This window comes from Variovorax sp. P5_A3, assembly GCF_056400665.1.
Genome location: NZ_JBFUKW010000008.1, coordinates 243,798 through 266,518, shown reverse-complemented (window position 1 = coordinate 266,518; position 22,721 = coordinate 243,798). Strand labels below are relative to the sequence as shown.

General features: G+C 67.3%; 23 protein-coding genes and 1 pseudogene. 14 read left to right on the top strand and 10 right to left on the bottom strand.

Going from position 1 to position 22,721, the window contains the following annotated elements; translation table 11 throughout:
- Position 1: 1 nt before the first annotated feature.
- The 9 genes from AC1D3B_RS14880 to AC1D3B_RS14840 all read left to right on the top strand — a co-directional run bounded on the left by AC1D3B_RS14880 (position 2) and on the right by AC1D3B_RS14840 (position 10,044).
- Entirely contained in the window at positions 2-1,132 is a 1,131-nt protein-coding gene (locus tag AC1D3B_RS14880; protein ID WP_478191436.1) for an ABC transporter permease, read from the top strand.
- Positions 1,133-1,224: 92 nt separating this feature from the next.
- A complete protein-coding gene (locus AC1D3B_RS14875; RefSeq protein WP_478191435.1) occupies positions 1,225-2,733 on the top strand; it encodes an efflux transporter outer membrane subunit in 1,509 nt (502 codons plus the stop codon).
- 86 nt (positions 2,734-2,819) lie between these two features.
- Positions 2,820-3,188 (top strand): hypothetical protein, encoded by a 369-nt coding sequence (locus AC1D3B_RS14870; RefSeq protein ID WP_478191434.1) that lies wholly within the window; start codon positions 2,820-2,822, stop codon positions 3,186-3,188.
- A gap of 45 nt (positions 3,189-3,233) precedes the next feature.
- The gene (locus AC1D3B_RS14865) at positions 3,234-3,701 is read left to right on the top strand and encodes a nuclear transport factor 2 family protein (RefSeq protein WP_478191433.1); all 468 of its coding nucleotides are present in this window, start codon (positions 3,234-3,236) and stop codon (positions 3,699-3,701) included.
- Between the two features lie 461 nt (positions 3,702-4,162).
- Complete coding sequence (locus tag AC1D3B_RS14860; RefSeq protein ID WP_478191432.1) at positions 4,163-5,188, top strand: LacI family DNA-binding transcriptional regulator; 1,026 nt, start codon at positions 4,163-4,165, stop codon at positions 5,186-5,188.
- 118 nt (positions 5,189-5,306) lie between these two features.
- Complete coding sequence (gene araD, locus AC1D3B_RS14855) at positions 5,307-7,088, top strand: L-arabinonate dehydratase (protein ID WP_478191431.1); 1,782 nt, start codon at positions 5,307-5,309, stop codon at positions 7,086-7,088.
- 44 nt (positions 7,089-7,132) lie between these two features.
- Positions 7,133-8,134, top strand: a complete 1,002-nt coding sequence (locus AC1D3B_RS14850) for a Bug family tripartite tricarboxylate transporter substrate binding protein (RefSeq protein ID WP_478191430.1) — start codon at positions 7,133-7,135, stop codon at positions 8,132-8,134.
- A 40-nt stretch (positions 8,135-8,174) separates the two neighbouring features.
- The gene (locus AC1D3B_RS14845) at positions 8,175-9,176 is read left to right on the top strand and encodes a Bug family tripartite tricarboxylate transporter substrate binding protein (protein WP_478191429.1); all 1,002 of its coding nucleotides are present in this window, start codon (positions 8,175-8,177) and stop codon (positions 9,174-9,176) included.
- A gap of 130 nt (positions 9,177-9,306) precedes the next feature.
- Positions 9,307-10,044: a ribonuclease activity regulator RraA gene (locus AC1D3B_RS14840; RefSeq protein ID WP_478191428.1), complete on the top strand. Its 738-nt coding sequence runs from the start codon at positions 9,307-9,309 to the stop codon at positions 10,042-10,044.
- Here the strand turns inward: AC1D3B_RS14840 and AC1D3B_RS14835 are convergent.
- Positions 10,041-11,288, bottom strand: a complete 1,248-nt coding sequence (locus AC1D3B_RS14835) for a CynX/NimT family MFS transporter (protein ID WP_478191427.1) — start codon at positions 11,286-11,288, stop codon at positions 10,041-10,043. The genes AC1D3B_RS14840 and AC1D3B_RS14835 overlap by 4 nt on opposite strands.
- Before the next feature lie 250 nt (positions 11,289-11,538).
- Here AC1D3B_RS14835 and AC1D3B_RS14830 point away from each other — a divergent pair, with 250 nt between their 5' ends.
- A complete protein-coding gene (locus AC1D3B_RS14830) occupies positions 11,539-12,141 on the top strand; it encodes a hypothetical protein (RefSeq protein WP_478191426.1) in 603 nt (200 codons plus the stop codon).
- A gap of 3 nt (positions 12,142-12,144) precedes the next feature.
- Here AC1D3B_RS14830 and AC1D3B_RS14825 read toward each other — a convergent pair whose 3' ends face one another.
- The gene (locus AC1D3B_RS14825; RefSeq protein WP_478191425.1) at positions 12,145-12,783 is read right to left on the bottom strand and encodes a hypothetical protein; all 639 of its coding nucleotides are present in this window, start codon (positions 12,781-12,783) and stop codon (positions 12,145-12,147) included.
- A gap of 79 nt (positions 12,784-12,862) precedes the next feature.
- Here AC1D3B_RS14825 and AC1D3B_RS14820 point away from each other — a divergent pair, with 79 nt between their 5' ends.
- The 4 genes from AC1D3B_RS14820 to AC1D3B_RS14805 all read left to right on the top strand — a co-directional run bounded on the left by AC1D3B_RS14820 (position 12,863) and on the right by AC1D3B_RS14805 (position 16,993).
- Positions 12,863-14,281 (top strand): 8-oxoguanine deaminase, encoded by a 1,419-nt coding sequence (locus AC1D3B_RS14820; RefSeq protein WP_478191424.1) that lies wholly within the window; start codon positions 12,863-12,865, stop codon positions 14,279-14,281.
- Positions 14,282-14,344: 63 nt separating this feature from the next.
- On the top strand, positions 14,345-14,614 hold the full coding sequence (locus AC1D3B_RS14815) for a hypothetical protein (protein ID WP_478191423.1): 270 nt from the start codon (positions 14,345-14,347) through the stop codon (positions 14,612-14,614).
- Between the two features lie 103 nt (positions 14,615-14,717).
- Positions 14,718-16,241 (top strand): serine hydrolase domain-containing protein, encoded by a 1,524-nt coding sequence (locus AC1D3B_RS14810; protein ID WP_478191422.1) that lies wholly within the window; start codon positions 14,718-14,720, stop codon positions 16,239-16,241.
- Positions 16,242-16,246: 5 nt separating this feature from the next.
- On the top strand, positions 16,247-16,993 hold the full coding sequence (locus AC1D3B_RS14805) for a GNAT family N-acetyltransferase (RefSeq protein WP_478191421.1): 747 nt from the start codon (positions 16,247-16,249) through the stop codon (positions 16,991-16,993).
- Here AC1D3B_RS14805 and AC1D3B_RS14800 read toward each other — a convergent pair.
- The 8 genes and pseudogenes from AC1D3B_RS14800 to AC1D3B_RS14765 all read right to left on the bottom strand — a co-directional run.
- A pseudogene (locus AC1D3B_RS14800) lies at positions 16,991-17,092 on the bottom strand (PKHD-type hydroxylase); the annotation flags it as partial. The gene AC1D3B_RS14805 and the pseudogene AC1D3B_RS14800 sit on opposite strands and share 3 nt — an antisense overlap.
- A 48-nt stretch (positions 17,093-17,140) precedes the next feature.
- Positions 17,141-17,707 (bottom strand): SRPBCC family protein, encoded by a 567-nt coding sequence (locus AC1D3B_RS14795; RefSeq protein ID WP_478191420.1) that lies wholly within the window; start codon positions 17,705-17,707, stop codon positions 17,141-17,143.
- Positions 17,708-17,711: 4 nt separating this feature from the next.
- The gene (locus AC1D3B_RS14790) at positions 17,712-18,239 is read right to left on the bottom strand and encodes a tetratricopeptide repeat protein (RefSeq protein ID WP_478191419.1); all 528 of its coding nucleotides are present in this window, start codon (positions 18,237-18,239) and stop codon (positions 17,712-17,714) included.
- Between the two features lie 28 nt (positions 18,240-18,267).
- A complete protein-coding gene (locus tag AC1D3B_RS14785; RefSeq protein ID WP_478191418.1) occupies positions 18,268-19,416 on the bottom strand; it encodes a TIGR03118 family protein in 1,149 nt (382 codons plus the stop codon).
- Positions 19,417-19,485: 69 nt separating this feature from the next.
- Positions 19,486-20,181, bottom strand: a complete 696-nt coding sequence (locus AC1D3B_RS14780) for a TorF family putative porin (RefSeq protein ID WP_478191417.1) — start codon at positions 20,179-20,181, stop codon at positions 19,486-19,488.
- Between the two features lies 1 nt (position 20,182).
- On the bottom strand, positions 20,183-21,424 hold the full coding sequence (locus AC1D3B_RS14775) for a S8 family peptidase (RefSeq protein ID WP_478191416.1): 1,242 nt from the start codon (positions 21,422-21,424) through the stop codon (positions 20,183-20,185).
- Positions 21,421-22,089, bottom strand: coding sequence for an anti-sigma factor family protein (locus tag AC1D3B_RS14770; protein ID WP_478191415.1), 669 nt, complete (start codon positions 22,087-22,089; stop codon positions 21,421-21,423). The genes AC1D3B_RS14775 and AC1D3B_RS14770 overlap by 4 nt, the downstream gene beginning before the upstream one ends.
- Positions 22,086-22,694, bottom strand: coding sequence for an RNA polymerase sigma factor (locus tag AC1D3B_RS14765; RefSeq protein ID WP_478191414.1), 609 nt, complete (start codon positions 22,692-22,694; stop codon positions 22,086-22,088). Before AC1D3B_RS14765 ends, AC1D3B_RS14770 begins: the two co-directional genes overlap by 4 nt.
- Positions 22,695-22,721: the final 27 nt, after the last annotated feature.

Genomic DNA, 22,721 nt, shown 5'->3' with positions numbered 1-22,721 from the left:
CATGGACAACGCATTTCTCGATTTCGTCCGGCGCGTCGCCAACCTGTGTCGCAAGGAGCTGCTGGCAATCCTCAAGGACCCGTCCAGTCGCGTCATCCTCATCGTGCCGGCGCTGATGCAAAGCCTGCTCTTCGGCTACGCCGCTACCTACGACCTGAACCACGTCGACTACGCCCTGCTCGACCAGAGCCACAGCGCCGCATCGACCGCCCTCATCGCCAAGCTCGACGGCACCGGTGTCTTCCGGCGCGCCGCGACGCTCACGTCGCCCAACGAGATTGCGCCCATCGTCAATTCGCAGGACGCGCTGGTCGTGATCCAGATCGGACAGCAGTTCGAGAACCAGCTCAATGCGGGCGAGACCGCATCGATCCAGGTCATCATCGATGCGCGCAACTCCAACACCGCGGGCTCGGCGGCGGGTTTCGTCAACTCGGTCGTGACCAACTTCAACGACGAATGGCGGGAACGACACGGCGGCCTCCACGCGCCCGTCTCGATCGAATCGCGCGCCTGGTTCAACCCCAACCTGGAGACGCGCTGGAACTTCATGCCCGGCATGATCGCCGCGCTCAGCATGATCCAGACCCTGCTGCTGACCGCACTCTCCGTGGCGCGCGAACGCGAGCAGGGCACCTTCGACCAGTTGCTCGTGACGCCGCTGTCGCCCACCGAGATCATGATCGGCAAGGCCCTCCCGCCGGTGGCGATCGGGCTGGTGCAGTCCACGCTCGTGCTGCTCATCACGCTGCTGTGGTTCAGGGTGCCGATGGCCGGCTCCTTCGTCACGCTTTACATCGGCCTGTCGATGTTCACCATCGCGAGCGTGGGCATCGGGCTCTCGATCTCGGCGGTGTCGGCCAACATGCAGCAGGCCATGCTCTACACCTTCGTGCTGATCATGCCGATGATGCTGCTGTCGGGCCTGACCACGCCCGTGAGCAACATGCCGCGCGTGCTGCAGATCGCGACCATGGCGAACCCGCTGCGATTTGCGATCGACCTCGTTCAGCGCGTGTACCTCGAAGGGGTCGGGCTGATGACCGTCTGGCACAACCTCATTCCCCTTTGCGTCATAGCAGCCATCACGCTGCCACTCGCAGCATGGCTGTTCCGCCATCGATTGGTATGACGCTCGCCCCCCAGCCTCGCCCCGGCAGAGCCGGATCCGCGGGATTCCCGATATCGCGCTCGGTTGCTCCTGAGGGCATTGAAAGGCAGATCATGAAGACTTCGCCCTTGTCCCTTCGCGCTTCGCTCCTTGCCGCCGTGCTCGCTGCCGCATCGCTCGGCGGCTGTGCGGTGGGCCCGGACTTCAAGCCGGAAACGCCGCAGGCACCAGCCACCTTCTCGACCTGGCACGGCGGCTCCGACGATCTCGTCAATCCCCAGCTCGACGCAGCAACCGCCGCGGCGGCGCCGATCGGCTGGTCGACCTTCGGCGATCCGGTGCTCGATGCGCTGGAGGTGCGCGCGCTCGAAGCCAATCAGGACTTGCAGACCGCCTCATTGCGATTCGCGCAGAGCCGCGCGCAGCTGCGCATCGTCGAGTCGCAGCAGGGGCCGCAAGTCGGCGTCAATGCGAGCGTGCTGCGTCAACGGCAGAGCGAGTTCGGCGAACCGACCCGGCTCGTCGGCGCGATCAACCCTGCCAATCGTGACGAACTCATCAAGACCCTGAGCGAGCCGCACAACCTCTATCAGGCAGGCTTCGACGCTTCGTGGGAAATCGACCTGTGGGGCCGCGTGCGGCGCTCGGTCGAATCCGCCGATGCCAACGTCACTGCATCGCGCGCATTGCTCGCGCAGGTGCAACTCAGCGTGCAGGCCGAACTGGCGCGCCACTACTTCGAGCTGCGCTCGGTGCAGGAGCAGATCCGGCTGGCGCGCGACGACGTCAAGGCCGCCGAGGAAACGTTGTCGCTCGTCAAGGCGCGCGCCGACGGCGGGCTGACGACCGACCTCGACGTGACGCGCCAGAACGCTCAGACGGCCGACCTGCGCGCACGTGTGCCGCAACTGCTGGCGCAAGAGGTGCAGGCGCTCAACCAGATCACGCTGCTCGTCGGCGAGCGGCCAGGCGCCCTGCGCGCGGAACTGGCCGCCCGGCCCGATACACCCGCCAGCGCGCTGCCGGACCTCTCGCTGGGCCTTCCATCGGAAGTGGCGCTGCGCCGCCCCGACATCCAGCTCGCACAGGCGCAACTGCACGCGGCCACCGCGAACATCGGCGTCGCCGTCGCCGACCTCTACCCGCGCGTCACGCTGGGCGCGGGCTTCGGCTTCGACTCGGTGACCAGCAGCAACTTCGGCGACTGGGGTGCCCGGCAATGGTCGATCGGCCCGAGCCTGCAGATGCCCATCTTCGACAGCGGCCGTCGCCGCGCGACCGTGACCCTGCGCGAACTGCAGCAGCAGGAAGCCGCCGTGACCTACCACCAGACCGTGCTCAAGGCCTGGCAGGAGATCGACGACGCCCTGAGCGTCTACACCGCGGAACGGCAGCGCAACGTGCAACTCGCCGCGCGGGAGCGCAGCAGCCGCGAGTCGCTGCAACTGGCGCAGGTCCGCTACGACCATGGCTTGACGGACTTCCTGACACAGCTCGATGCGCAACGGACCTGGCTGCAGGCCCAGCGGGAGTACACCGAGAGCACGAGCCGGCTGGCCTTGGGGTTGGTGGCCGTGTCGAAGGCGCTGGGTGGGCCGGGCGAGGCTGGAGAGAAGTCGTGAGCGTCCGGCACCGCCCTTTTCGCGATGGGGCCTGCGCCGCGCCGGGACCGTGACTCACGGGCGGGATTTGATGTAGCTTTGACCCGATGACACTCGACTACCTGGATTTCGACTACAGCGAGGACACCGAGGGCGTCGGCGTGTTCGACGCCATGGCGACCACCGGCCCGCAGCAAGTCGCGGCGTTGCATGCCGAGATCGTGCAGGTGCTGGACTGGGCACACGCCACTTTTCCCGGACGCCGGGGTCCGGTGGGCGATGGTGGGGACTGGGACTACGACTTGCAGGGGATGCAGGAAGTCACCATCGCGGAGACGATCGAATTCGACGAAGACGCGCATCGTGTGCGCGTGCGTGCCGGCCGGCCGGCGACGCCCCGGCACACAGTGACGATGTCGATCAGCGGCACGCCGGAGTTCTGCGCGGCCTTCGGCGCGCAGTTCGATCTGGGCTGATCGCGAAACCGGATTTGCCAACCCTGCCTAACGAGAGGACTTGCCATGGAAACCCGCCCACCGCTACCCCCCTTCACCCATGAAACGGCCGTGCAGAAGGTGCGCCTGGCCGAGGACGGCTGGAACTCGCGCGACCCGGCGCGCGTCGCGCTGGCCTACAGCGAGGACACGCGCTGGCGCAACCGCGCGGAGTTCTGCGTCGGCCGTGCTGCGGCGCAGGCGTTTCTCGAGCGCAAATGGGCCCGCGAACTCGACTACCGCTTGATCAAGGAACTGTGGACCTTCGGCGGTCCGCGCATTGCAGTGCGCTTCGCGTACGAGTGGCATGACGATTCCGGCCACTGGTTCCGCAGCTATGGCAACGAGAACTGGGAGTTCAATGAGGCGGGGCTGATGGTGCATCGCCACGCGAGCATCAATGATCTGCCGATCAAGGAGAGCGAGCGCAAATTCTCGTGGCCGCTGGGCCGGCGCCCTGATGATCACCCAGGTCTCAGCGACCTGGGACTCTAGCCTGGGCTCGACGGCAGCAAGGTAGCCTTTGCCAGCCGTGGCCACATGCCCTAGTCGAAAAGCCAGGGAGACTGCTCCCGTATCACGATCAATGTGACCCAGTAGAAGCCAACGACACCGCCTGCGACTCGGAACACGAAAACTATCCAATCCCAGGCGGTAAAGGTCTCCAGTGGAGTTGCTCGTATGGCGGACCGCCATGTCGAGGCGAGGCTTCGGCCGATGCCGTGCGAAGCGCGAGTTTTGCCTAGATATTTCCCGCAGGCGGGTTCCTGTTGAATCATCGACATTGCCATCTCCCTTCGTGAATCCATCGTTGCGAGGGCGAAGTAGACAGACGGCAATACGCAGCGCAAATAGGATGGGTCCGAAAACACGATCGCGACGACCAGCGCACGGTTTGCCCATAATGCGGCGATGCGTCAGCATGATGTTAGCGCCGACATTTCAAAGCCGAGACCTTGTCTGATCCCACCTATCGCCCGACACGCCGCCGTAGCGGCGGCATCACCCTCGAAGACGTTTCCAAGCTCGCCGGGGTGTCTGCCATCACGGTATCGCGAGCGCTCAACACGCCGGATCTGGTATCACCCAAGACGCGGGAAAAGGTACGGCTGGCGGTCGAGCGGACAGGGTACGTTCCCAACCTGCTGGCCGGCGGACTGGCATCGAACCGCAGCCGGCTGGTGGCAGCATTGGTGCCGACCATCGCCGGAACGGTGTTCCTGGAGACCATCCAGGCGCTGACCGAAGCGCTGGCAGAAGGCGGCTACCAACTCATGCTGGGTCAGGCCGGCTATCACAACTCGCGGGAGGATGCGCTGATCGACGCCATCGTCGGGCGCCGCCCCGATGGCATCGTGCTCACCGGGATCATGCGGTCGGCGGAAGGCCGAAGGCGGCTGCTCGCCTCGGGCATTCCGGTCGTCGAGACCTGGGACCTGACCCCGACGCCCGTCGACATGCTCGTGGGCTTTTCCCACGAGAAAGTAGGCGCTGACATAGCGAAATTCCTTCACGACAAGGGCTATCGCTGCCCTGCGGTGATCACGGGCGACGATCAACGGGCCAACCTGCGATGTGCAGGGTTCAAGCAAGCCTGGAAGGCGCTGGGCGGCCGCGCGCCGCAGGTTTGCATCGTCGCGGCACCGACCACGCTGGGCAGCGGACGGGCTGCGTTTTCGGACCTGCTCGCCCAGGTCCCGGACCTCGACGTGGCGGTGTGCAGCTCGGACGCCCTCGCCCACGGCGTGATCACCGAAGCGCAGGCGCGCGGCCTGCGCGTGCCGCAGGACGTCGCAGCCATGGGCTTCGGCGACCTCGGGTTTGCGCGCCATGCGCATCCGGCGATTTCGACGGTGCGCATCGACGGCACCGCCATCGGCAGGCAGGCCGCGCGCTTCATCATGGACCGGGCCGAGGGGCGGCCGGTCAACGCGAAGGTCATCGACATCGGCTTCTCGCTGGTCGAACGCGCGAGCGCCTGACGCGACCCGCCTCGGTGCAAATACCCTGTTGACCGCATGCCGAATTCGGTCTTATGATGAAATGACAGCGCTACCATTTTGATCCGGCATCCGGCCGAAAGCGCGAAGAGACAAGCCCATGACCGATCCGCTTTCCCCGTCGCCCTCGCCCGCCCAACGAAGGCGGCCCGAAGATCTCCGCTCGCACCGCTGGTACGGCGTGAAGGACCTGCGCAGCTTCGGCCACCGCTCGCGCACCGCGCAGATGGGCTTCTCGCGCGACGACTACCTCGGCAAACCGGTGATCGCCATCCTCAACACCTGGAGCGACATGAACTCCTGCCACACGCACTTCCGCCAGCGCGCGGAAGAGGTGAAACGGGGCGTGTGGCAGGCGGGCGGCTTTCCGGTGGAGATCCCCGCCATGAGCCTCGGCGAGGCCTTCCAGAAGCCGACGACCATGCTCTATCGCAACCTGCTCGCGATGGAGGCAGAAGAACTGCTGCGTTCCTACCCTGCCGACGGCTGCGTGCTGATGGGCGGCTGCGACAAGACCACGCCAGGCCTGGTGATGGGCGCCCTGGCGATGAACCTGCCGACCATCTTCATGCCGGCCGGGCCGATGCTGCGCGGCGACTACAAGGGCCAGTACCTCGGCTCGGGCTCCGACACCTGGAAGTACTGGGCCGAGCTGCGCGCGGGCAACATCACCGAGCAGGACTGGCAGGACGTCGAGGACGGCATCGCCCGCTCGCCCGGGACCTGCATGACCATGGGCACGGCCAGCACCATGACGAGCGCCGCCGAGGTGCTCGGCCTGACCTTGCCGGGCGCCTCGTCCATCCCCGCCGCCGATTCGCGCCACGCGATGATGGCCACGCACACCGGCCGCCGCATCGTCGACATGGTGTGGGAAGACCTGAAGCCGCTCGACTTCCTGACGGCGGCGTCCTTCGACAACGCCGTCACCGCCGTGCTGGGCCTCGGTGGGTCGACCAACGCCATCGTCCACCTGATCGCGATGGCGCGCCGCGCGGGTGTCGCGCTCGACCTCGCGCGCTTCGATGCGCTCGCACGCAGCACGCCGGTGATCGCGAATCTGCGCCCCGGCGGCAAGTACCTGATGGAAGACTTCTTCTACGCCGGCGGCCTGCGCGCCTTCCTGCGCGAGATGGGCGACCTGATCGACGGCAGCCAGCGCACCTGCAACGGCCGGACGCTGGCGGAGAACATCGAGGACGCGCGCACCTATAACGCCGACGTGATCCGCCCGCGCACCGAAGCCCTGCTCGAAAGCGGCGGGCTGGCCGTGCTGCACGGCAATCTCGCGCCGGATGGCGCGGTGATCAAGCCCGCCGCGATGGAAGCGCACCTGCGCCGCCACACCGGGCCGGCCGTCGTCTTCAGGAACTACGACGACCTCGCCGCGCGCATCGACGACCCCGCATTGCCGGTGACGAAGGACAGCGTGATCGTGTTGCAGAGTGCGGGCCCCCAGGGCGCCCCCGGCATGCCCGAATGGGGCCAGCTTCCGATTCCGCAGAAGCTGTTGAAGGAAGGCGTGCGCGACATGGTCCGCATCAGCGACGCGCGCATGAGCGGCACCAGCTACGGCGCCTGCGTGCTGCACGTCACACCCGAATCACACGTGGGCGGCCCGCTCGCGCTGGTGCGCGACGGCGATCTCGTCACGCTCGACATCGACGCGCGCCGCATCGACATGCAGGTGAGCGACGAAGAGATCGCACGCCGCCGCGCCGAATGGCGCAAGCCGATCCCCAAGTTCAGCCGGGGCTACGGCGTGATGTACCTCAAGCACGTACAGCAGGCCGACACCGGCTGCGACTTCGATTTCCTGGCGCCGGACTATCGCGAGGACACAGGCAACGCCCCGACAGAGGGCGAGCCCGAGATCCACTGACGGCGCGCCGGACGCCATCCCTTCCAACCTGGAGCGAGACAGACATGAGCCATTCCCTGCGGCGCCTTGGCGGCGCCCTTCCCCTTCTGTTGGCCTGCGCCGCGGCGGTCCACGCGCAAACGCCGCCCGCCGCGCCTGCGACGGATGGTTATCCGAACCGCACCGTCACCATCGTCGTGCCCTTCCCCGCGGGCGGCGGCACCGATCTCGGCGCGCGGCTGCTGGCGCAGAAGCTCGCGCAGAAATGGGGCCAGGGCGTGGTCGTCGACAACCGCGGCGGCGCGGCCGGACTGGTCGGTGCGGAGATGGTCGCCAAGGCCAAGCCCGACGGCTACACGCTGCTGATCGGGAACGTCGGCACGCAGTCCATCAATCCCTCGCTCTACAAGAAGATGCCCTATGACCCCGACCGCGCGTTCGCGCCGGTGTCGCTCGTGGCGGAGCTGCCTTTCGTGATGATGGTCAGCCCGACCTTGCCTGCGAAGAACGTCACGGAGTTCGTCGCGCTCGCGAAGGCCTCGCCCGACAAGCTGATGTTCGCGAGTTCCGGCAGCGGCGGCTCGCCGCACCTGACGGGCGAGATCTTTGCCGCGGCGGCGGGTGTGCGAATGACCCACGTGCCCTACAAGGGCGGCACGCCGGCGATGACCGATCTCATGGGCGGGCACGTCGATGTGCTGTTCGCCTCCATCCTCGAATCCGCGAGCTACATCAAGGCCGGCAAGCTGCGCGGCCTGGCGGTGACGGGCAGCGCCCGCTCGCCCACGCTGCCCGATCTGCCGACGCTCGCCGAAGCCGGTGTCCCCAATGCCGAATCGGGCTCGTGGATCGGTTTGCTCGCACCGGCAGGAACGCCGCAGGCGATCGTCGACAAGCTGGCAGCCGACGTGAAGACCGTGCTGGCGGTGGCCGAGACGCGCCAGACGCTCGTCGAGCAAGGCGCCGTCCCTCGTGGAACCGGCCCGGCGGAACTCAAGGCGTTGATCGATACCGACCGCGCGCGCTACGGCCGCGTCATCCGCGACAAGAACATCGGCGTCGACTGATCGCCGCATTCACAACGAGAGAGAGACAGGAGACAAGCCCATGATCCAGAACACCACCAGCCGACGCGCGGTACTCAAGGCCCTCGGCGGCGCCGGCATCGCCATCGCACTCCCCTCCATCGCATTGGCGCAGGCCGATGTATGGCCGAGCCGGCCGATCACCTACGTCGTCCCGTTCACGCCCGGCGGCTCGACCGACGTCATCGGCCGCGTCATCGCGCAGAAGCTCGGCGAGGCGCTCGGCCAGCCGGTGGTGGTCGACAACAAGCCCGGCGCCGCCGGCGCGGTCGGTGCGAGCTACGTCGCGAAGGCCAAGCCCGACGGCTACACGCTCTTCGGCGGCACCATCAGCACGCACGCAATCAACGCCAGCCTCTACAAGAACCTGCCCTACGACCCGGTGAAGGACTTCGAGCCGATCTCGCTCGTCGCCTTCCTGCCGAACGTGCTGATCGTCGATCCGAACCTCGGTGTGAACTCGGTGGCCGAGTTGATCGCATTGCTGAAGAAGGATCCGTCGAAGCGCACCTTCGCCTCCTCGGGCGCCGGCACTTCGACCCACCTCGCGGGCGAGATGCTGGGCGACATGATCGGCGTGAAGCTCACGCACATTCCCTACAAGGGCACGCCGCCGGCGATGCTCGACGTGTCGTCCGGCCAGGTCACCTTCATGTTCGACCAGATCACGGCGGCGCTGCCATTGGTGCAAGGCGGCAAGCTGAAGCTGCTCGCAGTCACGACCGCCAAGCGCATGGCCCTCGCGCCGCAATTGCCCACCATGGCCGAAGCCGGTGTGCCGGGCTTCGAGATGGCCTCGTGGCAAGCGGTGTATGCCCCGAAGAACCTGCCGCCGCCGATCAAGGAGCGGCTCTCGACCGAGATCACCAGGATCCTCCAGATGCCCGACGTCAAGGACAAGCTGACGAACCAGTTGGGCATGGAAGTCGTCGCCGGCTCGCCCGCACAACTTGCGACGCTGATGCAGAAGGAAATCCCGCGGTGGGGCGAGCTGGTCCGCAAATCGGGAGCAACACCAAACTAACCCCCAGGCTCGCGCACTGCGTGTCGCTCTCCACCCCCTTGCAGGGGGCAACACCGGCGGCCCGGCAGAGCCGGTTCCGCGGTGTTCCTGATGAACCGCACTCTTCCATTGCATACAGACTTCAAACATCATGACCGAAGCAACCACACCCACTCCCTTCTCCGACGCAGCGCGCGAGTTGCTGCGTCACGTGAGCGTCGCCACGCTCTGCACCCAGCTCTTCAAGCGCGGGTTCCGCAACGTGTACCTGCAAGGCGTCGGCCGCCTGACCAGGCCCTCGGGCGGCAACCTCGTCGGTCCGGCCTACACGATGCGCAACATCCCGGCGCGCGAGGACCTCGACCAGATCAGCGCCTTCGACGATCCGAACCATCCGCAGCGCAAGGGCATCGAGAGCGTGCCGCCCGGCCACGTGCTGGTCATCGATTGCCGGGGCGAGACCCGAGTGGCCTCGGGCGGGCAGATCCTCACGACGCGCCTCAAGGTGCGCGGCGCGGCGGGCCTGGTGTCCGACGGACCGGTGCGCGACAGCGGCCCGATCTCGCAGATGGATTTCCCCGTGTTCTGCGCTGGCGGCAGCGCGCCGCTGAACTTGATCCACCATCACGCGATCGACCTCAACGTGCCGATCGGCTGCGGCGGCGTGGCGGTGTACCCGGGCGACGTGGTGGTCGGGGATGACGAAGGCGTGGTCGTCATTCCGCAGCATCTTGCCGAGGAAGTCGCGCGCGACGCGACGGAGCAGGAAAAGATGGAGGCCTTCATCCTCGCGCGGATCGAAGGCGGCGCGAAGCTCGCGGGCACCTATCCGCCCAATGCAGAGACGCGTGCCGCCTACGAAGCCTCGCGCAAGGGCAACGCGGGCTAACCGCCCGGCCGCACGTGCAGGCGGCGGCCGGCGCCCCAGCCGCTCCACGCCATGCCCGCTGCAAGGAGGACCATCAACGCGGCGGAGGACTCGAACCCTCCTGTCCAGCCGCGCAGCAATCCCGCGATGAGCGGACCGGTGGAGGCGAGCACATAGCCCCATCCTTGCGCCATGGCCGACAGCCGCGCGGTCACGTTGGCGTCGGGCGAGCGCATCACGATCAGGCTCAGTGCCAGCGCGAACGAGCCGCCCTGTCCGCAGCCCAGCATCACCGCCCAGAACCACTTGCCCTCCAGCGGTGCGAAGAGAAACGCGAGCATCGACAGCAGGATGATGAGCGTGAGGCCCAGTGCCAGCCCGCGCTGATTGCGGCAGCGCGCGGCGATCGAAGGGGTCACGAGACAGGTCGCGAGTTGCACGAGGATCGAAACGCCCAGTACATAGCCGGCCGTCGCGCTGTCCAGGCCGCGTTCGCGCAGCATCGGCGCCAGCCATCCCATCACGATGTACGCCAGCGCGGATTGCAGCCCCATGAAGAAGGTCACCTGCCAGGCCAGCCGATCGCGCCACAGGCTGCCGGTGTGCGCACCGGCGTGGGCTTGACGCGGGCGCGCCGCCATCGCTTGCGGCGCCCATAGCAGCAGGACCAGAACGGCCGGCAGCGCCCAGATGGCCAGTGCCGCCGTCCACGAACCGCCGAAGGCATGCTCCAACGGCACGGTGAACGCGGCGGAACTCGACGCGCCCGCGCACACGGCCAGTGTGTAGAAACCCGTCATCATCGCGGCATGGCTGCTGAAATCGCGCTTGACCAGGCCCGGCAGCAGCACGTTGGCGACCGCGATCCCCGCGCCGGCCATGGCGGAGGCGAAGAAAAGCATCGGCAGGCTGCCGGATCCGCGCATCAGCGTTCCGATGCTGATCAGGAGCAATGCGCCGAGCAAGGTGCGTTCCGGGCCGAAGCGCCGGGCGAGCGCCGGTGCGGGTGCGGCGAACACGCCCAGACACAGCAGCGGCAGCGTCGTGAGCAGGCTCGCGCCCCACGGCGTCAGCCCTGTGTCCTTCATCACCTCGGGCAGCAGGACGGAGAGACTGCCGAATACCGGGCGCAGGTTGAACGCGATCAGGATCAGGCTGAGGCCCAGCAGCACCAGGCGAGCGCGCGACGGAGCCGACGCTGCGGCGAAATCGGGAGAAAGTGCGGGAGCCGCGAGTGAGCCGGACGCTCGGGCTGGAGAAGGCATGGCCATGTCTTTGTTCTTGGAAAAATCGGATGCAGGCGCTTCGCGCGAGCAGCCGGGCACTGTAGCGACATCCCCTCGCACGCGCCGGCCACCGACAAGTAGCCGCGCAGCCACTGCGGGGAAACACCCCGCTGTTCGGCCAATTCAAATCGAACATTCCACAGGAAAATCCCCTGCAGCGCAGCACAGGCATCCTGCGGATGCGGAGCCCTTGCGCAACGACCACAAGAACGAGGAGGCCGGCGAACACATGAGCATCGAAGCATTGCGCTTCACGGGGGCCGACTTCGGCCCTTGCGTGCTGGGCGCACCCATCTTCGCGTACTACGGCGACATCCATGTCGGCACGGTGGACCCGATGCCCATCAGCCGCGGCGGCACCGAGGTGCGCATCCAGTACTACACGCCTTCGAGCGCCGAGGGCAGCCGCGCCTTGCAGAAACTGCGACTCGGCCGGGTGATCCTGCTGGAACTGGTGGCCTACATCGCCACGCACTTTTCCACCGTGTCGGTCGTGAGCTTCATCCTGAACCGCGACATCGAGGGCTATGGGGACGGCATCCGTCTCGCCGGGTCGCGATCGGCGCTGCTGCAGAGCATCGGCGCGGAGCACATCGTGATCACGCCCAAGCCCAAGGGCGAGCGCGCGGGCCATTTCGTGGTGGCCGCGTTCTGGCAATACAACGCGGCCAACCTGGCGGCGCTCAACGAGGCGATCCGGGCCGAATGGAGCGGCTTCCACGAACGCGAAGCGGCCGCGCTCCCCGGGCAAGGGCCGCGTGCGAACTCCTGGCTGCGCCGGTTCCTGGCGCGGCGATCGCGCGGCGGCAGCGCACGCAGCCTCCGGGGTTGAAGTTCAGGCGAACTCCAGCTCGCGAAAGCAGGCGAGCATCGCCGTCACGCCTTGCGCCTTGACCGGCCCGCTGCGCCAGTTGGGCGCCTCATGGTCCATCTGCGCGCAAAGATCGTCCCAGGCCTCGGCAACGGCCGCCCACTCCGCAACGCCCGGGTCGGCGATGCGCTGGGCCAGCACCGGCAATGCGTGCCGCAGCGAAGGCACCTGTTCGATCAGCAGGCGGCAGCGCCGGAAGGCATTCGCGTCACGCGGGAGATCCCGGCTCGTCCCATGGTAGTAACGAGGCCGGATGCCGGTCAGCAGGACGAACAGCGCAAGGCTGGCCGGCCCATGTTCGCCGGCCGCGAGCCAACGCAGCGCAAACGGATCCAGCCGCAGCGCCGCGCGGCCGAGTTGCGCGCGCACGCGCTGGACGGCCGCCGGCGTTTCCTGCCGGCGGATGCGCGCCAGGGCCTCGGGCGACCCGATCACGGCAGTCGCGTCCAGCATCCGCGCCACGCCGGCGTGCAGCACCTCGCTGTCACGCGCCTGTCGCATGAGGTCCAGGAACTCCGGCAGCGGCATTTGCCCGTAGACGATCCTGCAGCCTTCGCGCATCAGGATTCGGTAGGTGGCATCGGCCCGCGTGGTTGTGGTCACTCCGTTCTATCGGCACGAACATCGCCGGCGAACAGGGTGTCGACGCAATTTTTCGCGGCCCGGATGCAGAATTCCGCCCATGACCGCGTCCACCACCCCATACCGCCCGCTGATCCTCCAGCATGCCGACGTGCTCGTGACCATGGACGCGGCACGGCGCGAGATACCGGACGGCGCCGTCGTCACCGAGGGTCCGGCCGTGGCCTGGGTCGGGCCCACCGCCGAGATGCCCGCGACCTACGCCGAAGCGCTCCGCAATGGCCAGGCCGAGTCGATCGACATGCGCGGTCACGTGGTGATGCCGGGCCTGGTCAACACGCACCATCACATGTACCAGAGCCTCACCCGCGCCGTGCCCGAGGCGCAGGACGCCGAGCTCTTCGGCTGGCTCACCCACCTCTACCTCTTGTGGGCGCGCATCACGCCCGAGATGATCCGCGTCTCGACACAGACCGCGATGGCCGAACTGATGCTCTCGGGCTGCACGACCACCAGCGACCATCTCTATCTCTTTCCGAACGGCGCACGGCTCGACGACTCGATCGAGGCGGCGGACGCGATGGGCATGCGCTTCCACGCCTCGCGCGGCAGCATGAGCGTGGGCCGCAGCCTCGGCGGCCTGCCGCCCGACGAGGTGGTCGAGAGCGAAGACGCCATCCTGCGCGACAGCGAGCGGCTCATCGGCCGCTGGCACGATGCCTCGCGCCATGCCATGCGCCGCATCGTGCTGGCGCCGTGCTCGCCCTTCTCGGTCTCCCGCGACCTGATGCGCCTGTCGGCCGAACTGGCGCGCGAACGCGGCGTGTCGCTGCACACCCACCTGGCCGAGAACGACAACGACATTGCCTACTCGCGCGAGAAGTTCGGCATGACACCCGCCGAATATGCCGAGGACCTGGGCTGGGTCGGCCGTGACGTGTGGCACGCGCACTGCGTCAAGCTCGACGAGGCCGGCATCGCGCTCTTCGGCCGTACGGGAACCGGGGTGGCGCACTGCCCTTGCTCGAACATGCGACTCGCCTCGGGCATCGCGCCCATCGGGGCGATGCGCCGCGCGGGCGTGCCGGTCGGGCTCGGCGTGGACGGCAGCGCATCGAACGATGGCGGCCACATGCTCGGCGAGGCGCGCCAGGCCATGCTGCTGCAGCGCGTGGGCTTCGGGCCGGCGGCGATGACAGCCCGCGAGGCGCTGGAAATCGCGACCCTCGGCGGCGCCCGGGTGCTCGGCCGCGACGACATCGGCGCCCTCGCGCCGGGCATGTCGGCCGACCTCGTGGCCTTCGACCTGCGCGGCGTGGGGCATGCGGGCGCGGGGCACGATCCGGTGGCCGCACTGGTGTTCTGCCAGCCGGGTGCGGCGGCCCTGAACGTCATCAACGGGCGCGTGCGGATTCGCGACGGCCGCTTCACGGACGTGGCGCTCGAGCCCCTGCTCGCCCGGCATCGCGAGCTTGCGCGCACGCTTTACGAAAGAGCACGCCATCCTCATGTGAATTGAAGGATTCCCGTCAGCGACAACGCGTATGCTGCCAAGTCCTCTTTGGCCCTTGGAGGGGGCTTGATGACCGACACCCATGCCAATCTCGAAATCTCGCCCGACCTGCCGGCAGGGTGGACCTTCGATCTCCAGCTCACGCGGGGCGAAGACCAGACCCACGGCGGCGTGGCGGAGCTGCGCGAGGGCGGCGTGCTCCGTTGCCGCATGCTTCTTTCCAACCTCGACCGGGACAGGAAGGTCGCCCTCGACCGTGTGGCCACGCGCGTCGAACGCTGGCTCGCCGAGTGGCAATCGCGGGACCATTCGGGCAGCACGGGCTTCGACGACCTTTGAGCGCGATCCCGCCACTCAGCTGGCATGCAGCGGGGGCTGGCCCCTATGATCCTGCGCAAACAACCCGGAGCCGATCATGCGCGTGCGATCCAGGACAACTTCGATGCTGCGCCTGGCGTGCGCCTTCCAGTTTGCGATCCTGCTGCTCGGCAATGCCCGGGCCGTCGAACCCGAGGTCTGGCCGACCGCTGGCTGGGCGGAGAGCTCGCCGGAATCGCAGGGCATGGATTCGTCAGCCCTTGCAACGCTCGTCGACTTCGGCGCGGCGAACGCCGTGGACAGCCTGCTCGTCACGCGTCATGGAAGGCTTGTCGCAGAGGCCTACTACGCACCGTTTCGCGCCGGGCTCAAGCATGCGGTGAATTCGACCACCAAGGGCGTCATCGGCACGCTCACCGGCATGGCCATCCAGGATGGCCTGATCGCCTCGCCGGACGAGCCGGTGCTGAAGTTCTTTCCCGAGCGCAGCATCGAGAACCTCGATGCATCGAAGAAGGCGATGACCATCGGCCATCTGCTCGACATGACTTCCGGCCTCGACTGGAAGGAGAAGCTCGACGCCTCGGTGCCCGAAACCATGATCCAGATGAGCCGCAGCCGTGACTGGCAAGGCTTCGTCCTCGACCGCCCCATGGCGCAGGCGCCGGGTGCCGGCTTCAACTACAACAGCGGCAATTCGCACCTCATGTCGACCATTCTCGCCATGAAGACCGGCGGCAGCACCCTCGCCTATGCACAGGGCCGGCTGTTCGAGCCGCTGGGCATCCGCGACGTCCGCTGGCTCAAGGACCCCCAGGGCATCGAGATCGGTGGCTGGGGGCTCTACCTGCAGCCCCGCGACATGGCGAAGATCGGCTATCTCTACCTGCGCAAGGGTCAGTGGAATGGGCGCCAGTTGCTACCGGCCGCCTGGGTCGGGCAGGTGTTTCAGGCATCCGTCGACATGGGTTTCGGCAGCGCGCCGGCCTTCCGCTATGCCAAAGGCTGGTGGACCATTCCGGAGAAGCACGCCTACATGGCAGTGGGCTTCAACCGGCAGCTCATCATCGTGTTGCCCGAGATCGACGTCGTGGCGGTGGTCACCGGCCGACGTCACTATCCGCCCGCCACCTTGATCGACTTGATCGCGGCTTCGGCCCGCTCGACGCAGCCCTTGCCCGCGAACAGCGCCGCGGAGCGGCTCCTGGCCGATCGCATCCGGGATGCGTCCGTGGAGAAGCCGAGCGCGGTGACGCCTGCGCCGGCGCTTGCAGCGACGATCTCCGGAAAGACCTGGCAGTTCGACCGGAACTCGCTCGGCGTGTCGCGCCTGAGGCTCGACCTGGCGTCCGCCAACCCGAGCTACGAGATCGTCTACGACGGCGGGCGAGGCGGTGCGCCACGTGGGCCGGTCACCGGCCCGATCGGGCTCGACGGCTACTACCGCATCGCCGAGCAAGTCGCCGGCACGCCGATCGCGGTCAAGGGAAGCTGGGTCGATCCGCAAAGCTTGAGGATCATTTCGCGATCGCTGAGCGAGGGCGATGTGGCGGTCTTCGACCTGCGCTTCGACGGGTCGTCGTTGAACGTGTCCTTCGAGAACAACCGCGGCCTCAGGACTCAGGTACGCGGCAGCATGGCCCCGTAGTACGCATGACCCTGCTTGACCTGACGGCAGTCCGTGCCCTCGAAGAACGCAGCTTCAACGCATGGCCTGCGCGACAGACTGTGCTCTTCAATGGCTGGCTGTTTCGCATGGCCGGCGGCTATACCAAGCGCGCGAATTCGGTCAATGCCGCAGAGCCCCATGCCTCTTTCGAGGGCGTGCGCGCGGCAGCCGAAGCCTTCTACGAGCGGCATGGCCTGCCGGCGGTGTTCCGTCTTTCTCCACTGGCGCCTCCCGAAGCCGACAAGGCGCTGGAGGACGAGGGCTACGCCTTCTTCGATCCGACGCAGGTTGCACGAGCGTCGCTGTCCGCCGCGGCGATGCACCCTTCGATCAGCATTTCAACCACGCCGTTGCCGGCCTGGCTGGAAGGCATCGCCGCGGCCAATGGCGTGACACCGCCGCAAGATGAACTGCACCATGCCATCGTGCGGTCCATCGCATTGCCAAGCGCATTCGCAACGCTGCATGAACAGGGCGAGGCAATCGGCTTCGGGCTGGCCGTGGTCGAACGCGGTGCGCTGGGTCTGTACGACATCGTCGTGAATCCGACCCGGCGCAGGCGCGGTCACGGCCGCATGCTGACATGCGCGCTGATGCACTGGGGCCACGAATCAGGCGCGAAGTCCGCCTACCTCCAAGTGCGCGAGGAGAACGAAGCTGCGCGACGCTTGTATGCCGACCTCGGGTTCGAAGACTTCTACCGCTATCACTACCGGGTTCCGGCTTCCTGAACTCTGGTTGAGGCGCTGGATGGCGTTGTCCATGTCGAACAGCAGCGCGCGGTCCCCGGCATCACGCACGAGGCCCTGGACCCAGAAGAAGCAGGCCACACAGATCAGCACGGCGCCCAGCGTCAGAAACGGTAGTTGAGAGACAGCTCAGCGCGCCTTCTCCGCATCGCGGCGCAAGATCTCGCCCACCATCGCATTGAACTGATTTGCGAACACATTGCGCACCACCATCCTGCCGATGAGCGGAGGAACCGCGAAGTCGGGCACCAGCCGCCCCGAATAGGACAGGCGCACCGTGCCTGCGGCCAGGGTCTCGATAGAGTAGCTGCCCTCCATCTCCCTGAGATTGCCGCTGCCACCGATGGCGCGCGCCGTGACCCGCTGCGGCGGGGACTCGACCACGTTCAGTTTCGTTTGCACCCGCTGCCTGAAGAACAGGAAGGTGAATTCCCCCGACTGCTCGACGACGACGCGGTCACCGTCGCGCAGCACGACGCGGGAACTGCGGACGTAGGGAATGAATTCCGCCAGATGGTCGTAGTCGGTGATGACATTCCACACGGTGCGCGGGTCTGCCTCGATCTCGGCAGACGCCGTCACATGGATGGACTCGCCCTCGCCACGCGCCTCCACCTTGGCCTGCTGCGCAATCGCCGGCGAGACGCCCGGCGCCACTGAAAGCATCAGTACCAGGGCGCCGGCGCGTGGATTCAAGGCGTCAGGATCCCGTCTTCGCTTGCCGGCTGCGGTATTTGGCGATCTCCGATTTCAAGTCGGTGTATTCCTCGCACGGGAAGAAGCAGAGCGAATCGAGCACCTTCAACTCCTGCTCGGCACGGCGGAGATCCCCCATCTGCAGGTAGGCCTCGCCGAGGTACTCATGTGCGCCCTTGTGCTTCGGATTGATCTTCAGCGCCTTGTCATAGGCGCTCAGTGCGGTGTCCATGTCGCCCAGTTTGCGATGCGCGTGGCCCAACTCGTTCCAGGCGTCGGCGTCACCCGGGCTGCGCGCGACGTAGACCGTCATGTGCGCCACCACCTGCTTCCAGTCTTCCTTGTCGACGGCCGCCATTCCGCCCCTGAAGTCGGGATCCGGATTGACTTCGGTTGCGCCGGGGCCGCCACCGCCACCGCCACCGCCGCCGCCGCCTCCTCCTCCCCCACCGCCCCCGCCACCAGCCGCCAGCGCGGACAGGCTGAAAACCAGAGAGAGGCCCGAGATGAACACAGCCATTGCGCGTTTCATGGTGAGTTGCTCCTTCATGAGTGAAGCTTCAGCGATTGTCGATTCGCCCATAGACGCCATGTGCTCCGCCGCCGGGACCCGCGGCAAAGAAAAGCGTGTTCCTGGGCTGGTTGTTGAGGCCGTTTCCGAATGCGATGCCGAGAAGACCATCGATCATGATCGGATTTCCATCGGCGCCGGAGAGCGTTCCCATCAATGCCCCTGACGCCGAATCGAACGCGTTGATCTTTCCATCCCCGGCATTGGCCACCAGCAATGCGTTGCTCATGGGACCGAAGTCGGCCGGCGCCATGGCCATGCCCCACGGCGCGTTGAGTGCACCGCCGGGCGCAACAAGGCGCTTGACGAGATTCCCGGCCGTGTCGAAGACATCGACGGCACCCTGGCCGGCACCGGGAACTGCGTTGCGCGCCGCGGCGTCCTGCCTGGCATAGCTCACGTAGATCAGGCCGCCGATCGCCTGGATGCCGAATGGCGCGTAGCCGGGCGGCAGCGCGGCATCGACGAAGCTGCCGGACGTCGTGACCTTTGCGAAGGCCGTGTCGAACATCTCCACCTTCGCATGGCTGAAGTCCGCCGCGTACAGCACGTCCGATGCGCCCTGGGCGGCGAGCGCCAGTCCCGTGAAGACCGTGCCCGCGCCGCCGTCGTCGAAGACCTTGACCGCATTCGTCATGTCAACCCCGGGCGACCAGCCCGACAAGGTGCCCGCTTCGCCCGCGAAGATGAAGGCACTCGGGCCGGACTTTCCGTTCTCGGTGATGGTGAAGTCAGGATGACCATTGAAGACGATACCGGTCGGCGCCGCGTTGCCTGAACCGCCGGGCGGAATCGCCACCACCAGCGATTGCGGAACACCGTTGCCGTCATAGAGCGTCGAGGTCGACGACCCGTTGTTCGCCACCCAGACGAAGCCCTGCGGATTGAAGGCGACGCCCCATGCCTTGACCAGACGCGTGTCCGCATTGGCGTTGCCGTACAGGCTGCTGTTCGTCATGGAAAGGTCGGACACGAGGTTGGTTGCGACATAGCTCGCGCCGGTGGCGACAGCACCGCTCATGCCGGCGACTGGAACGAAGGCGCCGCCGCCTCCGTAGCCGCCTCCGCCGCCGCAGGCGGTCAACGCAAGCGCGCTCGCGCACGCGAGCCGGTACAACTTCAGGCGATTGGCGTTCATTGCATTTCCTTTTCTGCTGGAGTCGGTGTATTCCGCACCGGCGCCGAAAGGTTCAACAGGCCGGGGAATTCAGAAGGAGAGCGACGCGCTCAGCACCAGCGTGCTGCCGCCCGCGCGCCCGTAGGCGGTCGGGTAGTAGCCGCCGCGGCCGCCGGCGATCCAGTCGAGCCGCACCTCCCACGCATCGCGGGCGACGGCCAGTCCCAGGCTGCCATCGAGGCTTGTACCGCTGTCGGTGGGGTTGCGGGTTCCGCCGACGTTGACCAGTGCGCCGAGGTGGGCGGTCGCGCGTGTCATCGGCGAAAGCGGAATGCCGAGATTGACTTCGCCGTAGACGGTCCGCGTGCCGCTGCCGAAGTAGTCGGGCGCGTAGTGCAGGCGCGTGTTCCACCGTTCGCCGCTCAGTCCCGCGAACCCTTCGCCGAAGTCGTAGCGCGAGTCGCCGGTGTAGTGAGCGAAGGTCGCCCCCGCCTCCCAGCCGAGTCGATCCGACAGCCGGCCGGCATACCCCGCATAGCCCAGCACCTGCAGCTCGCGCCTGGATGGGTACAGCGAAACGCCGGTGAACGACGCGCCGCCATACCAGCCGCTCGGATCGTCGTGCGCGAGACCCAGGCTGAGGGTCGGCTTTTCGTCGCTGAGGGACACGCCGCGGTAGCGATAGTCCGTGAGGAAGGCGATGCTGCCACCGGTCTGCGCGAGTGCGGCACCGCAGGCCATGAGCAGCGAGTGGCCCAGCACGACACGCAGACCGGTGGCCAGCATGTCACTGACGGGTATTGGAGGGCGTCGTGGAGCGCGTCACGGTGCGGACACAGGCATCCAAGCCTGCGACACGTGCCAGTGTGGCACATGCGTCGATGCCTCCGCCGGGGGAATGAACCACGCTGGCAAGGGTGGAATCGGCCTGCTGCTGCGGCGACCGCTCGCGCATCAGGGCGAACAGTCCCGCCACATGGGCTGCCGCGTAGGACGAGCCCGAAACGAGGTTCCATCGGGCACCGGGCAGCGTGGTCGGCACATCGCGCCCCGGCGCGACCAGGGCACCCGACAAGGCCGGCTCGCCGGTGTCGTCGGCGACAGCCACGACGCCGGCATGAGAAGCCGGAAAGCCACCGTCCGGAAAGCTTCGGTCGACCGCGCCGACGACGCTGATCCTGCGCGCGAGCGCCACGTCCAGCAACTTGTCGAGCAAGCGATCGGGCGGGCCGCTGAGGCTCAGGTTGATGATGTCCGCGTCGTGCAGGATCGCGAAGTGCAGCGCCATCGCAAGGCTCAGGCTCGTGCACACGGTGCTCTGGCTGCTTTCCTGCCAGCAGGCACGCAGCGCCAGCAGGCGTGCGTTCGGTGCCACGCCCACGATGCCGAGCCCGTTATCGGCACGCGCCGCGATGATGCCGGCGACTGCCGTACCGTGGTCCTCGGGAAGGTCTCCGCGGCCATCGACGAAGTTCTCCTTCAATGCCACCTGGCCCGCGAGGTCCGGATGCTGTTCGTCGACGCGACTGTCGACAACCGCGACCCGCACGTTGCGGCCGGTCGAGATCTCATGCAGCTCCACCAGGTGCCATGCCTGCGCCGCGGGTTGGAGCGGGTACAGCGGGTCGTCGTGGCCACGCGCCCGGAAGACGTTCATCTGCTGGGCCCAGGCCACGCGCGGATCACGCGCGAGGTCTTGCGCCACGCGTTCGGGCTGCTGGTCGTCCGGCACGATCATCACGAAGCAGTCCACGCCCAGCAAGGGCAGCGCCCAGTCGGTGACCAGCGTCAGGCCGTGTTCGCGCGCGAGTTCGGCGGCCACTCGGCGGCGCGCGCCGTGGGCGGGGCCGTCACCGTAGCCCCCGGAGTAAGCGCTTTCAGGTCGATAGTGCTCGGGCGGCAGGCGCAACAGCAAGAGCACCTGCTGGCCGACAGCCGGCGACGCCCCGGGTTGATCGCCCGGCGCGGCACGGGCGATCGGCTGGATCGCGACAAGGGCGATCAGCCAGGCGAAGACAAGCCACTTCATGGCACCGCCCGGCCGCCGAGCGATTCGACGAGCAGCACGGCGTGCTCCTGCCGCAACTGCTTCACCGCCGCGCCTTCCAGGCCGGCCGGCACGGCCAGCAGATAGGCGTCGGTGGTGGTCGGTCCGTAGACCAGCCGGGCCTGGCTGTCGCGCAGCACGCGTCGCATTTCCTGCTCCGTGGCCTCGGGACGGAATCGGACGATGAGGTTGCCGGCGGCGGCGCCGGGCGCGCCCCCCGGCTCACCGAGCGCGCGGAATCGCTGTTCGGGAGCGATCGGCAGGACCATCAGCATGCCGCCCAGGGTCGCGACAAGAACACACTGCGCCAGCAACGCCCAGCGCGTCCACGGCGGGCATTCGCGCCAGCGATCCCTGAGCCGCGCGACCAGGCCACGGCCTTGCCGCGACGGCGCCGTGACGGCGATGCGCTCGCGCAAGGCCGCGAAGCCCTGGTCGACATCAGCCGGCGCATCGACATCCACAGGATAGGCGACATGAAGCGCCCGCTCCAGGGCCAGTTCGGCCTGGCAATGCGGACATTCCGCAAGATGCGCTTCGACGCGGGCGCGCTCCTCCGCGTCGAGGCTCGCACCAACGTACCAGGGCAGCAACGACTGCACCTTCTGGTGCACGTCGGTGTCGAGATAGACCACCCGGCCGGTCACAGCCAGTCCTCCAGCTCACCGGCCAGCAGGGTCTTCAGCCGGCGCCGTGCATGGAACATTCGCGTCTTCACGGTGTCGACCGGGCAGCCGACGATTTCGCTGATCTCGCGACAGCCGATGCCGTGGAAATAGGTCAGGTGGACCACCGCCCGCTGTTCGTGCGAGAGATGCCCCAGGGCCTGCGCGAGTGCCCCGCGCAATTGCGACTGCGTCGCGTGGTATTCAGGACCCGTCTCCAGCGGCGCGGCGCGATCGTCGTTGCCGTCATCCTCCACCGGCTCGTCCAGTCGGCTCAGCGCCTTGATGGCCTTGTGATAGGCGATCGCGAAGATCCAGGTCGACACCTTGCTGCGGCCGTTGTAGGTTCCGGCACGGTTCCAGACGACCAGCATCGTGTCGTTGAGCAGTTCACCGACGAGGCCGGGCCGCCGTGTCACACGGTCCAGGAAACGCGTCAGCCGCGGATGGTAGGCGCGGTAAAGCTGCTCGAACGCCTGCAACTCGCCGTTCGCGGTCCGGTCGATGAGGCCTGCCTCGGCGCGTTCGGCCAGCGACGGCAGCGCATCGTCCTGCGTCCGGATGGCGTCGCGGGGCATGCTCGGCATGGGAGACTCTTGCTCGGGGGGCGGTCG

Bases quoted from the DNA above. Each gene is read 5' to 3' on its own strand.
- AC1D3B_RS14845 (WP_478191429.1), top strand. From the start codon at position 8,175: ATGATCCAGAACACCACCAGCCGACGCGCGGTACTCAAGGCCCTCGGC.
- AC1D3B_RS14765 (WP_478191414.1), bottom strand. From the start codon at position 22,694: ATGCCGAGCATGCCCCGCGACGCCATCCGGACGCAGGACGATGCGCTG.
- AC1D3B_RS14850 (WP_478191430.1), top strand. From the start codon at position 7,133: ATGAGCCATTCCCTGCGGCGCCTTGGCGGCGCCCTTCCCCTTCTGTTG.
- araD (WP_478191431.1), top strand. From the start codon at position 5,307: ATGACCGATCCGCTTTCCCCGTCGCCCTCGCCCGCCCAACGAAGGCGG.
- AC1D3B_RS14835 (WP_478191427.1), bottom strand. From the start codon at position 11,288: ATGCCTTCTCCAGCCCGAGCGTCCGGCTCACTCGCGGCTCCCGCACTT.
- AC1D3B_RS14775 (WP_478191416.1), bottom strand. From the start codon at position 21,424: ATGAAGTGGCTTGTCTTCGCCTGGCTGATCGCCCTTGTCGCGATCCAG.
- AC1D3B_RS14880 (WP_478191436.1), top strand. From the start codon at position 2: ATGGACAACGCATTTCTCGATTTCGTCCGGCGCGTCGCCAACCTGTGT.
- AC1D3B_RS14870 (WP_478191434.1), top strand. From the start codon at position 2,820: ATGACACTCGACTACCTGGATTTCGACTACAGCGAGGACACCGAGGGC.
- AC1D3B_RS14810 (WP_478191422.1), top strand. From the start codon at position 14,718: ATGCTGCGCCTGGCGTGCGCCTTCCAGTTTGCGATCCTGCTGCTCGGC.
- AC1D3B_RS14805 (WP_478191421.1), top strand. From the start codon at position 16,247: ATGACCCTGCTTGACCTGACGGCAGTCCGTGCCCTCGAAGAACGCAGC.
- AC1D3B_RS14785 (WP_478191418.1), bottom strand. From the start codon at position 19,416: ATGAACGCCAATCGCCTGAAGTTGTACCGGCTCGCGTGCGCGAGCGCG.
- AC1D3B_RS14830 (WP_478191426.1), top strand. From the start codon at position 11,539: ATGAGCATCGAAGCATTGCGCTTCACGGGGGCCGACTTCGGCCCTTGC.
- AC1D3B_RS14840 (WP_478191428.1), top strand. From the start codon at position 9,307: ATGACCGAAGCAACCACACCCACTCCCTTCTCCGACGCAGCGCGCGAG.
- AC1D3B_RS14875 (WP_478191435.1), top strand. From the start codon at position 1,225: ATGAAGACTTCGCCCTTGTCCCTTCGCGCTTCGCTCCTTGCCGCCGTG.
- AC1D3B_RS14820 (WP_478191424.1), top strand. From the start codon at position 12,863: ATGACCGCGTCCACCACCCCATACCGCCCGCTGATCCTCCAGCATGCC.
- AC1D3B_RS14780 (WP_478191417.1), bottom strand. From the start codon at position 20,181: ATGCTGGCCACCGGTCTGCGTGTCGTGCTGGGCCACTCGCTGCTCATG.
- AC1D3B_RS14815 (WP_478191423.1), top strand. From the start codon at position 14,345: ATGACCGACACCCATGCCAATCTCGAAATCTCGCCCGACCTGCCGGCA.
- AC1D3B_RS14865 (WP_478191433.1), top strand. From the start codon at position 3,234: ATGGAAACCCGCCCACCGCTACCCCCCTTCACCCATGAAACGGCCGTG.
- AC1D3B_RS14790 (WP_478191419.1), bottom strand. From the start codon at position 18,239: ATGAAACGCGCAATGGCTGTGTTCATCTCGGGCCTCTCTCTGGTTTTC.